This is a genomic window from Paracoccus fistulariae, assembly GCF_028553785.1.
GTDB lineage: Bacteria > Pseudomonadota > Alphaproteobacteria > Rhodobacterales > Rhodobacteraceae > Paracoccus > Paracoccus fistulariae.
Map to the genome: position 1 here is coordinate 341,488 of NZ_CP067136.1, position 12,248 is coordinate 353,735.

13 protein-coding genes are annotated in these 12,248 nt (G+C 63.8%); 9 read left to right on the forward strand and 4 right to left on the reverse strand.

Features of this window, described 5'->3' with window-relative positions; all coding sequences use genetic code 11:
* Positions 1 to 110 precede the first annotated feature (110 nt).
* The 3 genes from JHX87_RS01775 to JHX87_RS01785 all read left to right on the forward strand — a co-directional run bounded on the left by JHX87_RS01775 (position 111) and on the right by JHX87_RS01785 (position 3,372).
* Positions 111 to 2,078 carry a heme lyase CcmF/NrfE family subunit gene (locus JHX87_RS01775; RefSeq protein WP_271884719.1) on the forward strand — a complete coding sequence of 656 codons (1,968 nt, stop codon included), beginning with the start codon at positions 111 to 113 and terminating at the stop codon, positions 2,076 to 2,078.
* Positions 2,075 to 2,536 carry a cytochrome c-type biogenesis protein gene (locus tag JHX87_RS01780; protein ID WP_271884720.1) on the forward strand — a complete coding sequence of 154 codons (462 nt, stop codon included), beginning with the start codon at positions 2,075 to 2,077 and terminating at the stop codon, positions 2,534 to 2,536. Before JHX87_RS01775 ends, JHX87_RS01780 begins: the two co-directional genes overlap by 4 nt.
* Positions 2,537 to 2,601: 65 nt before the next feature.
* Positions 2,602 to 3,372 carry an enoyl-CoA hydratase-related protein gene (locus JHX87_RS01785; protein WP_271884721.1) on the forward strand — a complete coding sequence of 257 codons (771 nt, stop codon included), beginning with the start codon at positions 2,602 to 2,604 and terminating at the stop codon, positions 3,370 to 3,372.
* On the opposite strand, the gene JHX87_RS01790 is transcribed toward JHX87_RS01785, so the two are convergent.
* The 3 genes from JHX87_RS01790 to JHX87_RS01800 form a co-directional block, all read right to left on the reverse strand.
* A complete protein-coding gene (locus JHX87_RS01790; protein WP_271884722.1) occupies positions 3,373 to 4,071 on the reverse strand; it encodes an NUDIX hydrolase in 699 nt (232 codons plus the stop codon).
* Complete coding sequence (locus tag JHX87_RS01795; protein ID WP_271884723.1) at positions 4,068 to 4,475, reverse strand: DUF983 domain-containing protein; 408 nt, start codon at positions 4,473 to 4,475, stop codon at positions 4,068 to 4,070. The genes JHX87_RS01790 and JHX87_RS01795 overlap by 4 nt, the downstream gene beginning before the upstream one ends.
* A 128-nt stretch (positions 4,476 to 4,603) precedes the next feature.
* Complete coding sequence (locus JHX87_RS01800) at positions 4,604 to 5,947, reverse strand: diguanylate cyclase domain-containing protein (protein WP_272833801.1); 1,344 nt, start codon at positions 5,945 to 5,947, stop codon at positions 4,604 to 4,606.
* A 152-nt stretch (positions 5,948 to 6,099) separates the two neighbouring features.
* Here JHX87_RS01800 and JHX87_RS01805 point away from each other — a divergent pair, with 152 nt between their 5' ends.
* From JHX87_RS01805 to dacB, 5 genes are read left to right on the forward strand one after another with little or no spacing between them, the layout of a single operon-like run.
* Positions 6,100 to 6,390 carry a DUF3572 family protein gene (locus JHX87_RS01805; protein WP_271884725.1) on the forward strand — a complete coding sequence of 97 codons (291 nt, stop codon included), beginning with the start codon at positions 6,100 to 6,102 and terminating at the stop codon, positions 6,388 to 6,390.
* 55 nt (positions 6,391 to 6,445) lie between these two features.
* Positions 6,446 to 7,009: a hypothetical protein gene (locus tag JHX87_RS01810; protein WP_271884726.1), complete on the forward strand. Its 564-nt coding sequence runs from the start codon at positions 6,446 to 6,448 to the stop codon at positions 7,007 to 7,009.
* Positions 7,009 to 8,046 carry a GGDEF domain-containing protein gene (locus JHX87_RS01815; protein ID WP_271884727.1) on the forward strand — a complete coding sequence of 346 codons (1,038 nt, stop codon included), beginning with the start codon at positions 7,009 to 7,011 and terminating at the stop codon, positions 8,044 to 8,046. Before JHX87_RS01810 ends, JHX87_RS01815 begins: the two co-directional genes overlap by 1 nt.
* A gap of 57 nt (positions 8,047 to 8,103) precedes the next feature.
* Positions 8,104 to 8,706 carry a nicotinate-nucleotide adenylyltransferase gene (locus tag JHX87_RS01820; protein WP_271884729.1) on the forward strand — a complete coding sequence of 201 codons (603 nt, stop codon included), beginning with the start codon at positions 8,104 to 8,106 and terminating at the stop codon, positions 8,704 to 8,706.
* A complete protein-coding gene (gene dacB, locus JHX87_RS01825; protein ID WP_271884731.1) occupies positions 8,703 to 10,106 on the forward strand; it encodes a D-alanyl-D-alanine carboxypeptidase/D-alanyl-D-alanine endopeptidase in 1,404 nt (467 codons plus the stop codon). The genes JHX87_RS01820 and dacB overlap by 4 nt, the downstream gene beginning before the upstream one ends.
* A 10-nt stretch (positions 10,107 to 10,116) precedes the next feature.
* Here the strand turns inward: dacB and JHX87_RS01830 are convergent, their stop codons facing one another.
* A complete protein-coding gene (locus JHX87_RS01830) occupies positions 10,117 to 10,539 on the reverse strand; it encodes a tellurite resistance TerB family protein (RefSeq protein ID WP_271884733.1) in 423 nt (140 codons plus the stop codon).
* A gap of 89 nt (positions 10,540 to 10,628) precedes the next feature.
* On the opposite strand from JHX87_RS01830, the gene JHX87_RS01835 reads away from it, so the two are divergent.
* The gene (locus tag JHX87_RS01835) at positions 10,629 to 12,218 is read left to right on the forward strand and encodes a lysine--tRNA ligase (RefSeq protein WP_271884735.1); all 1,590 of its coding nucleotides are present in this window, start codon (positions 10,629 to 10,631) and stop codon (positions 12,216 to 12,218) included.
* Positions 12,219 to 12,248: the final 30 nt, after the last annotated feature.

The following is a 12,248-nucleotide window of genomic DNA, read 5'->3' on the forward strand; positions in this document are numbered from 1 at the left end:
GTGCGCTTTGGTCGCAACCGGTTGCGGTAAAACAACCGTCAGCAGGGCAAGGGGGGACTTTCCCCCCTTTTTTCATGCGCCTATTCTGTCCGCCATGAAAAGGAGTGCTCATGATCGCTGAATTCGGCCATTTCGCCCTGATTCTGGCCTTTGCCGTGTCAGTCTTTCAGATGACGGTGCCCATGATCGGCGCCGCCCGGGGATGGCAGGGCTGGATGGACAGCGCCCGCCCGGCCGCCATGGTGCAATTCCTGCTGGTCGCGATATCCTTCATCGCGCTGACGATATCCTTCGTCACCTCGGATTTTTCGCTGAAGCTGGTCTATGAGAATTCGCATACGGCCAAGCCGATGCTGTACAAGATCACCGGCGTCTGGGGCAATCACGAAGGCTCGATGCTGCTATGGGTGCTGATCCTGGCCCTGTTCGGGGCAGCGGCGGCGGTATTCGGGGACAACCTGCCGCCGACCCTGCGGGCGCGGGTACTGGCGGTGCAGGCCTCGATCGGGGCGGCGTTCTTTGCCTTTATCATCTTCACCTCGAACCCGTTTCTGCGTCTGGTCACGCCGCCATTTGACGGGCGCGATCTGAACCCGCTGCTGCAGGATCCGGGTTTGGCCTTCCATCCGCCCTTCCTTTATCTGGGCTATGTCGGGCTTTCGATGGCCTTCAGCTTTGCCGTCGCCGCCCTGATCGAGGGGCGCGTGGATGCCGCCTGGGCCCGGTGGGTGCGGCCCTGGACGCTGGCGGCGTGGCTGTTTCTGACGGTCGGCATCGCGCTTGGATCCTGGTGGGCCTATTACGAACTTGGCTGGGGCGGCTTCTGGTTCTGGGATCCGGTCGAGAATGCCAGCTTCATGCCCTGGCTTCTGTCGGCGGCGCTGCTGCATTCGGCCATCGTCGTCGAAAAGCGCGAGGCGCTGAAAAGCTGGACCATCCTGCTGGCGATCATGGCCTTTGGCTTTTCGATGATCGGCACCTTTATCGTGCGTTCGGGGGTCATCACCTCGGTCCACAGCTTCGCCAATGATCCGGCGCGCGGCGTGTTCATCCTGGGGATTCTGGCCTTCTTCACCGGCGGCGCGCTGGTGCTCTATTCGCTGCGGGCCTCCAGCATGACGGCAAAGGGGGTGTTTTCGCCCGTCTCGCGCGAAGGGGCGCTGGTGCTGAACAACCTGCTTCTGGCGGTGTCGGCCTTTGTCGTCTTTGTCGGCACGATCTGGCCGCTGGTGGCCGAATTCCTGTGGGATCGCAAGCTGTCGGTGGGCGAGCCATTTTTCAACAAGGCCTTCACGCCCTTCATGATCGCGTTGGCGCTGGCCCTGCCGATCGGGGCGATCATGCCCTGGAAGCGCGCGGTGATCGCGCGGGCGATACGCCCGCTGCGCGGGGCGGCGATCTTCGCGCTGGCAGTGATGCTGCTGGTCTTTGCGGTATCGACCGGCCGGTCCTCGATTGCCGTGGTGGGCGCGGGTCTGGGCGCCTGGCTGATCGGGGGCGCTGTCGCCGAATTGCTGCACCGGACAGGGAAATCCGGGCTGTCGCGGCTGCTGCGCCTGCCACGGGCCGACTGGGGAAAGGCCATCGCGCATTCCGGGCTTGGCGTCACTTTCATCGGGATCGGCCTGCTGACTGCCTGGCAGCAAGAGGATATCCGCGTGGCCCAGATCGGCCAGCCCTTCGAACTTGGCGGATACGACTTCACGCTGCGGCAGGTCGAAGAGGTCGAGGGGCCGAACTATATCTCGACCCTGGCGACGATTGATGTCGGCCGCGACGGCGATCCGGTCGCCTCGCTGCACCCGGAAAAGCGGGTCTATCCGGTTCAGGCCATGCCGACGACGGAAGCGGCCATCGATAACGGCGTGTTCCGCGACATCTACGTGGTGATCGGCGATGCGCAGGAAAACGGCGGCTGGGCGGTGCGGACCTATATCAAGCCCTTTGCGAACTGGATCTGGGCGGGTGCCATCCTGATGGCGCTTGGCGGGCTGGTCAGCCTGTCGGATCGCCGCTATCGCGTGGCCGCCGGCGCAAGGCGCAGCGAGGTGAAGACAAAGGCGGTGCCTGCGGAATGAAACGTCTTCTTCTGATCCTGACGCTTGCCCTGATGCTGCCCCTGACCGCATTCGCCGTGCAGCCCGACGAGGTGCTGGACGATCCTGCATTGGAGACACGGGCGCGCGAGATTTCGCAGAAATTGCGTTGCCCGGTCTGTCAGGGCGAGAATATCGACGAATCCAACGCGCCAATCAGCCGCGATCTGCGCCTTTATGTACGAGAGCGGCTGGTCGCGGGCGACAGCGATGTGCAGGTGGTCGATGCGGTCGTGGACCGTTTCGGCGAATTCGTCCTGTTCGAGCCGCGCCCGCAAGGGGCCAATCTGCTGCTGTGGCTGGCCGGACCGCTGATGCTGCTGGTCGGGCTGGCCGTGGCCTGGGGTTTCCTGCGCAGCCGACGACGATCTTCGGACAGCCCGGCAGATGCGCTCAGCGCGTCGGAACAGGCGCGGCTGGATGAAATCATGCGCGACTGACGCGGGGTCGCACTTTTCCCCCGCGTGGGTTTTCGGGCATCATGGCGCCAGAAAAGGGGGGCACCATGAGCTTTGAAACCATTCTCTTCGCGATAGAGGACGGCGTCGCGACGCTGACCTTGAACCGCCCGCAGCTGATGAACGCGCTGAGCAGCCAGATGCGCCGCGAGATCACCGAGGCGCTGACCACCCTGCCGCCCGAGGTGCGCTGCGTGGTCATGACCGGCGCGGGCCGGGGGTTTTGTTCGGGGCAGGATCTGACGGATCGGTCGGTTGCGACCAGTGTCGAGGCGACCTTGCGCGATGAATACGAGCCCATGCTGCGCGCCATGACCGATTGCCCGGTGCCGATCATCGCTGCGGTGAATGGCGTGGCTGCCGGGGCGGGTGCCAATCTGGCGCTGGCGGCGGATGTGGTGATCGCCACCGAAAGCGCCAGCTTCATTCAGGCCTTCACCCGGATCGGCCTGATCCCGGATGCCGGCGGCACCTTTGTCATTCCGCGCGCCGTGGGCAATGCCCGCGCCATGGGCATGATGCTGTTCGCCGAGCCGGTCTCGGCGCGTCAGGCCGTGGAATGGGGCCTGATCTGGGAGGCTTTGCCCGATGAGGCTTTTGCCGAAGGCGTGGCCGCCCGCGCGCGCCATCTGGCCAATGGTCCGACGCTGGCCTATCGCGCCATTCGCGAGGCGGTCACCCAGTCGACGCAGAACGATCTGGACAGCCAACTGGCGCTGGAGGCGCGCCTGCAGGGTCAGGCCGGCAGTACGCGCGACTTCATGGAGGGCGTCAGCGCCTTTCTGGAAAAGCGCCCGGCGACATTCACCGGCGCCTGATCACGTGATCTGAGAGAATCGCGGCGACGGGCCGCGATTGTCGAAAAACGGCACCGTATCGGGGATCGGCAGCGGCGCGTCATAGGGCACGCTGCCGACCAGCTCCGACAGTTCGGCCAGCACCACTTCGGTGATGAAGGGCAGGTTCAGGGCGCGCACCTCGGACAGGGGCACCCAATGCAGATGCGACAGCTCATCGCAGGCGCGGCTGAAATCATCGGGATCGCCCGTCAGCGCATTGGCGTCGATCACAAAGAAATAGGCATCAAAGCGGCGCGGCCGGGCAGGCGGCGTGATCGCGCGGGCCAGATAGATCAGGGCCGTCGGATCGGGGCTGAGACCGGTTTCGGCATAGCCCGGCCAGTCACTTTTGGGGCCGTGATCGGCGCCGATGAGCTGGCCCGTTTCCTCGGCCAGTTCGCGCAGGGCGGCGGCGGCGATGGCATGGGGGTTCGGCGCAACGCCCGGGCGCGGCTCGGCCAGCAGGCGGTCGCGATGCGGCGCGGGCAATTGACCGGCCAGCGGCGCGGTCGCGTCCTCGGGATCGACGGCGCCACCGGGAAAGACATATTTCGACGGCATGAAGGCGGCCTTGGCGCCGCGCATCCCCATCAGCACGCTGCTGCCCTGTGCGGTGCGTCGCAACAGGATGATCGTCGCGGCTTCCCGGATCGGCGGGTCGTTCTCTGCCGCGCTCAATGCGTTTCCGCCCCGGCGCCTTCAAAGCCATGCATCCGGCGCGCCCATTGAAAGCCGACGAAGGCGCCCTTGATCCGTGGCAGCAGCAGCAGCGACGAGATCACCGTGCCCAGTCCGAAAATCGCGATCATGGTCATGGCCGAGGGCCGGAAGGCGATGAAATAGGCCAAGAGGATCGGCGCCGCCAGATGCGACACGATCAGGATGGTCAGATAGGCCGGCCCGTCATCGGCCCGCTGATGGTGCAGTTCCTCGTCGCAGTTCGGGCAATGATCCGACACTTTCAAATAGCCGCGAAACATCTTGCCCTGACCGCAAGAGGGGCAGAGGCCGCGCGTGCCGCGCCACATCGCCTGTCCGGTCGGACGGTCGTTCTGATCCTGAAGATGTATCGGCTGTGACATGGGAACCCTCGGTCAAACATGGCTGACGCCATGGCGTCACCGCTTAATCTAGGGGATAGATGACCGCTTCGCCAGTTCTTGTCACAGCAAAGTCGGGGAAATGCCCGCGGCTGCGGGCCCGGCATGGCTCAGGCGCGCAGCCAGGCATCGTCCGCGCCCATCATCACGCGGTTACGCCCCTGAGCCTTGGCCGCGATCAGCGCCTGATCCGCGCGTTCCAGCACCAGCTTTGCCAGATCGGTCGCTGTGTCATTGGCACCGTATCGATCGCCGATCGCGATCCCGACCGAGGCGGTGACCCTGATCTCACCACCGCCCGAAAGCCGGGGCAGGGGCGTGCCATGCATGCCGATCGCGCGGCGGATATCTTCGGCGATGCGATAGGCCAGACGCTCATCGGTCTGGGGCAGGACGACCAGGAATTCCTCGCCGCCCAGCCGTGCCAGGATACCGCGATCGGCCACCACCGCCTGCAGGCGGCGGGCGACTTCGCACAGGACGGCATCGCCTGCGGCGTGGCCGTAATTGTCATTGATGGATTTGAAGTAATCCAGATCCAGAATCATGGCCGCGAATGCCTGACGGTCGCGCATCGCGGCATCGGCGATCTTGGACAGGCGCGGCTCGGCATAGCGGCGATTATAGAGGCCGGTCAGCGGATCGGTGATCGCCCATTCCCGGTTGCGCCGCTCGGCATCGCGGCGGCTGTCGGCGCGGCGCTTGCGCTGCAATTGCTTTTGCAGGGTCAGCTTGGCAATCTCGATATCGCCGCCATCGGTCAGTTCCAGCGGCAGCACATCGCCCGCCCCAAGATCCAGCGCGATGGTCGAGAAATCGCCGCGTTCCTTGTTGTCGGCCACGATGAAGGCCGCATTCCGCGACCCCTGACGCGAACGCAGTTCCGACATCAGCCGCAGACCGTCGCCATTCCCGCCGATATGGGCCGCGATCAGATACAGATCGGCGCTGTGCCCGGCGGCTGCGGCGGCCAGGGCCTCTTCCGGGCTGTTGATGGAAAGTCGGCAGTTCAGCTGCGATTGCAGCAGATAGCGCCAGCGCAGGGCCCGGGCCGGCGAATCGGCAACCAGCGCGACATTGCCTGCCCAGCTGTCCTCGAACGGGGCAGGAGCCTCGGCCATCGAAAAGAGCAGACCCGAGCCCTGATCATCCTCGCGCAGCAGGCCGCGGATACGCGCCAGCAGCATCTGCTCATTCACCCCCGGATCAAGGGCACCCGTCGCCCCGGCCCGCAGGATCTGGATCCGCCCGGAGGCAGTGGTCAGCGCCAGAATGGTAATGCCCGGCTGCTGCTGCGTGATCAGTTTGCAGACCGAGACCTGATCGCAATCGGTCAGCGCCGAACCAAGGATCACCAGATCCGGCGTATCGTCGGCCAGTGAGCGAAGCAGTTGTTTCGAGCTTGATGCCGTCATCACCTCATAGCAGGCCGCCGCAAGGCGGACCTTCATCATGATTCGTGTCGTAGCCGATCCATCTGCTACCAGGATGCGCGCGGTCATTGTGCCGACGTTCCTTACCTTGCTAATTCCCCGTAAAATTTGACATGAATTTCTTAACAAACGGTTTCCCTGAATCGTATGATCCGGATGAGAGGTAAGGCAGGATGACATATTCCCGACAGGCTGCGGGCGATCTGGCAAGTTCGGCGCTGTTATATCTGCTGCAGACCCCCGAGCTTGCGGCGGGGTTCATGGGAAGCACCGGGCTGCGCCCCGAAGATCTGCGGCAACTGGCCGGGCAACCCGAACTGGCCGTGCATGTGCTGGATTATCTGCTGGAGGATGACGCGCGCGTCATTGACGCGGCCGAATCGTTGCAGGTGAAGGCCGCCGATTTCATGTCCGCCCGAACGGCGCTGGCCGGACCGGGCAGCTTTGGCTGGGAGCCGGACTGACATTTCTGATTTCTTCACCTTTCATGGCTAGTCTGCGTCGCAACTGAGGTAAGCCATGCAACTGATTGTCGATAACGCCATCAAGGACTTTCTGAAGTCCAACTATGCCGGGCTTTGGCGTGAACGCGAGCCGCTGACGCATCTTTGCCCACCCGATGGCAAGGCGGCGGGCAAGCACGGATTGCTGGATTGGGCTGCGGCCCAGACCGGCAAATCATCCGAGGAAATGTTCGAGGATTTCGGCGCCTGGCTGGCGCGGCAGGAACCGATCCGACGTTTGCTGCGCTTCTCGGGCCGTGATTTCGCCGATTTCGTCGCCAGGCTGGAAGAGCTGCCGGGCCGCGCCCATATGATCAGCGCGGATTTCGCCATGCCGCCCCTGCAGGTCTGCAGCCTGAACCCCGAGGAAATGCAGGTGATCCTGCCGCCGAACGCATTGCGCTGGTCGGCGCTGCTGGCCGGAATATTGCGGGTCATGGCAGATGATTACGGCGCACTTGGGCTGATTTCGCTGGAACAGAACAACATCACCGTCCAGATCTCGGACGGGAAATTCGCCGAGGGGCGCGATTTCAGCCTGAGCGCCATGGCCGCGGACTACATGCAGCGTGGTGCCTGATGCGTGACGAGGTTCTTTTGCTGGATCACCACGGCATGGCGCGCTTGTTGCCGATGCATCTGCTGATCGATCCGGCCGGTCAGATCAAAGCCTGCGGTCCGACGCTGCGCAAGTTCATCGGGCCTGCGGACAAGATCGCCGATGCGTTTCAGGATTCGCGACAGAACGCGGTTGGCTCGGTTCTTGATCTTCTGCAAGAGGCCGGGGCGACGGCAGAGCGGATATTTCTCAAATTGCTGGAACCGCCGCATCTGGTGCTGCGGGGACATGCGGTTTTCACCGCCTCGGGCGATATTCTGGTCAATCTGGGTCTGGGGATCGAATTGACCAGGGCGGTCAGTTGCTGTGATCTGACGGATAGCGATTTCGCCCCGCCGGAACTGGCGATGGAACTGCTGTTCCTGCACGAGGCGAACCGCGTGGTCATGGGGCAGCTGACCGATTCGCATACGCTGCTGGAAAAGGCCCGTGCCGCCGCCGAGATGCAGGCCCATACGGACGCGCTGACCGGCCTTGCCAACCGGCGCAGTCTGGATCTGGTGCTGGATGCGGTCTTCCGGGGCAGGGACGGGCAAGAGGAGGGCTGGGAGCGGGCCTTTACCCTGATGCATCTGGATCTGGACGGCTTCAAGCAGGTCAATGACTGTCTGGGCCATGATGCCGGCGATCAGGTCCTGTGTCGCGTGGCCGAGATCCTGACCGAGTTGACCCGGCATGACGATTTCGTCGCGCGTGTGGGCGGCGACGAATTCGTGCTGGTCCTGCCGGGGCTTTTTTCGCATGAGGATCTGCTGCAGTTTGGCCGCCGGATCATCGCCGCGATCGAGACGATCCCCAAGACGATCGGATGCTTCTCGCGCGTCTCGGCCAGTATCGGCATGACGCGGTCGGTCTTTGCCGCCGGACGCTCGGCCGAGCAGATCGTGAAGGATGCCGATACGGCCTTGTATCGTGCAAAAAATACCGGGCGCGGCAGGGCGGTGATTTTCGAGGGTGAGACCGGCGAAGGCGACGCAATCCTGCCCCCGATCCTGTGACATTTCGACCGGAAAACCCCGGTTGGCTTGGACGGATCGATGACTTAAAGCGAGCCTATGACAGAAGGCTTACCCTTGGCGCGCCCGGGCATGAAAATCGGGCTGCTGGGCGGATCGTTCGATCCTGCCCATGAAGGGCATGTCAATATCACCGAAGCCGCGATGCGGGCCTTTCGTCTGGATCGCGTCTGGTGGCTGGTCACGCCCGGCAACCCGCTGAAGGCGCGCGGTCCGGCCCCGCTGGCGCAGCGCATCGCGGGCGCCCGGGCGATGCTGAACGATCCGCGGATCGTCGTGACCGATATCGAAAGCCGCCTGCAGACCCGCATGACGGCGGATACCATCGCGGCGGTGCAGCGGCTTTATCCCGGCGTGCATTTCGTCTGGCTGATGGGGTCCGACAATCTGATCCAGTTCGACAGATGGGACCGCTGGCGCGAGATTGCCGAAAGCCTCCCTATCGGCGTGATGGCGCGGCCCGGCAGCAGGCTTGCGGCGCGAAACTCGGTGGCCGCGAACAGGCTGCAGCGCTGGCGTCTGCCGGTCGCACAGGCAGCCTTGTTGCCATTGCGGAAACCTCCGGCATGGGTTTTGATCAATTTGCCGATGTCCAAACTATCTTCGACCGCCTTGCGACAGGCGAAAGAGACCAAAGAATGACCTATCTTCACCGTCGTCATCTGCTGGCCGGCATGGCCGCGTCGGGGCTTTTGGCCCGCAGCGCATTCGGGCAGAACCTTGAGAGCCGCCCCCCGCTACGCCCGACGATAGATGCGGCAAGTCTGGCAAAGGCCTCGGGCTTGCCGGGGCAGGTCGGTTTCGCGCTGACCGATCCCGCCACGATGCGCCTGATCGAGGGGCAGGCAGAGGGCGCGCCGATGCCGCCCGCCAGCATCCTCAAGGCGATCACGGCGCTTTATGCCCTGTCGCAACTTGGTCCGCAGCATCGCTTCCGCACGCGGGTGATCCGCGCGGGCGATGCGCTGATCCTGGCGGGCGGCGGCGATCCGGTGCTGACCACCGATGATCTGGCGACGCTGGCCGGAAGGATCGTCGAGGCCGGGCAGACAACGCCCGCGCGCTTCTGCGTCTGGGGTGGCGCGCTGCCGCAGGTCGAGGAAATCACCCCCGATCAGGCCGATTATCTGGCCTATAACCCGGCGGTGTCGGGGATGATCCTGAATTTCAACCGGGTGCATCTGGGCTGGCGGCGGACCAATGGCGGGTTGCAGATGTCGCTGGAGGCGCGGGCGGCGCGTAACTCGCCCCGCGCCTATACGATCACCGCCGCGCCGGGCGATCAGCGTGACCTGTTTTCCTATCGCAGCGAGGGGCGCCGCGAAAGCTGGACGGTGGCGCGCTCGGCCATGGGGCGGGCGGGCAGCCGCTGGTTGCCGGTCCGCAAGCCAGAGCTTTACGCGGGCGATGTGTTCCAGACCCTGTGCCGTGCCAAGGGGCTGGTCCTGCCCAATCCCGAGGTCATTTCCGCCTTGCCGTCGGGCGACGAGGTCGCCTGGCTTGAAAGCCAGCCGCTGACCGACATTCTGCGCGACATGCTGCGCTATTCGACCAATCTGACGGCCGAGGTCGTCGGCCTGCATGCCAGCCGCGCCGCCACGCCGCGGCAATCGGCGCAGGCGATGCAGGCCTGGCTGGTCGCACAAGGGCAGGGGCTGAACTTCACGCTGGGCGATCATTCCGGCCTCAGCGATACCAGCCGCGTCACCGCGCAGGGCATGGCGAAACTGCTGGCCGGGCCGGGGCTGGCCACCGGGCTGCCCGCGCTGCTGAAGAAAAACCCGCTGGACGACGATCTGGGCGCCGATGCGGACCGCGCGGCGCAGGTTCTTGCCAAGACGGGAACGCTGAATTTCGTCTCGAATCTGGCGGGATATCTGCAGGATGCCGATGGCAGCTATCGCGCCTTCGCGCTGATGTGCATGGACAGGCCGCGACATGTGGCGACCTCGGGGCAGGAGCTTCCTGCAGGGGTCGCGACATGGACACGGGATGCCAAACGGCTGCAACGCCGCATCCTGCAAAGCTGGGCTGCGGCCTGACAGGGTCCGGTCACAAGACGCGGTGGCGCACCTGTGCTGACAGTTCGATCGCGGCCGCATGCAGGCGCGAGATCTTCAGCTCATGCCGGATCTCGGCCAGCATCGCGATCTCGCCCTCATAGAGCCGCCCATCCGCCGCGCCGACGTCGCAGGCCAGCGCATAGGCGGTTTCGTACAGCTTTTCCGGCAGCGCATCGAGGATCAGGCCGAACAGCGCGTCCAGCCCCTCTTCCTCTTCAAAGAGGGTCATCACCGTCTGGCTGATCGTGCGGATGCGGTCGTCGTCATATTGGGCAAAGACCGGGGCATGATCGACATTGCGCTGTATCGCCAGCAGCTCTGACGTGCGCATCGTCGAATCCGAGGCTGACACGGCGACCATCACCGCCACAAGGGCGTCGCAGGGCGTGAAAGAGGGAAGGTCGGCGGTCATGTCATTCTCCGTTCGTGTTTGGCGTAAATTATTGACGATCCATGTGGCGTTCAATAAGGCGAGTTCACCTTGAAACAGGAGAAATAGCGATGACAACCTTGCGCGATGCCGCATTGCAATCGAAGGCCTGGCCGTTCGAAGAGGCACGCCGGGTTCTGAAACGCTATGAGAAGAAGGATCCCGAGAAGGGATTCGTGCTGTTCGAGACGGGTTACGGCCCCTCGGGCCTGCCCCATATCGGCACCTTTGGCGAGGTCGCGCGGACCACGATGATCCGCCGCGCCTTCGAGTTGATCAGCGATATTCCGACGCGGCTGATCTGCTTTTCCGACGATATGGACGGCATGCGCAAGGTGCCCGACAATGTGCCGCAGCCCGAGATGCTGAAACAGCATCTGCAAGAGCCGCTGACATCGGTTCCCGATCCCTTTGGCGAATATGCCAGCTTTGGCGAACATAACAACGCCATGCTGCGCCGCTTTCTGGATACGTTCGGCTTTGAATATGATTTCATCAGCGCGACCGAATTCTACAAATCGGGCCGTTTCGATGACACGCTGCTGCTGGCGGCCGAGCGTTATGACGCGGTGATGGATGTCATGCTGGCCAGCCTGCGCGGAGAGCGTCAGCAGACCTATAGCTGCTTCCTGCCGATCAGCCCCAAGACCGGCAAGGTGCTGTATGTGCCGATCAAGCATGTCGATGCGCAGAACGGCACCGTGACCTTTGACGATGAGGATGGGCAGGAGCTGACCCTGCCGGTCACCGGCGGCAATGTGAAGCTGCAATGGAAGCCCGATTTCGGTGCACGCTGGGCCGCGCTGGATGTCGATTTCGAGATGTATGGCAAGGATCACAGCACCAATACCCCGATCTATGACCGCATTTGCGAGATTCTGGGCGGGCGCAAGCCCGAGCATTTCACCTATGAGCTGTTTCTGGATCAGCACGGGCAGAAGATCAGCAAATCCAAGGGTAACGGGCTGTCGATCGACGAATGGCTGACCTATGCGGCCACCGAAAGCCTGTCCTATTTCATGTATCAGAAGCCGAAGACGGCCAAGCGGATGCATTTCGACGTGATCCCCAAGGCGGTCGATGAATATCACCAGCAATTGCGCGCCTTCCCGGATCAGACGCCGGATCAGCAGGCCGCCAATCCGGTCTGGCATATTCACGGCGGCAAGGTTCCGGCCTCGGATATGGTGGTGCCGTTCCAGATGCTGCTGAACCTGGCCTCGGTCGCGGGGGCCAAGGACAAGGACGGGCTGTGGGGCTTTATCCAGCGCTATGCGCCCGAAGCCAGCCCGGAAACCCACCCGACGCTGGATCAGGCGGCAGGCTTTGCGGTGCGCTATTACAACGATTTCGTGGCCCCCACGCGGCAGTTCCGCGCCCCCACCGAGATCGAGCGTCGCGCGATGGAGGATCTGGCCGGGCGTCTGGCCGCATGGGACCAGCCCGCCGATCCCGAGGCGCTGCAATCCATGGTCTTTGCCATCGGCAAGGAGCACGGGTTCGAGCCGCTGCGCAACTGGTTCAGCGCGCTCTATCAGGTGCTGCTGGGCGCAGATCAGGGGCCGCGTTTCGGCGGCTTCATCGCGCTTTATGGCATCGATGAGACCCGCGCGCTGATCGAGCGCGCGCTGGCGGGCGAATTGGCCACTGCCGCCGAATAAGGCAAAACGGGGGCCTGTCGGCCCCCGCTT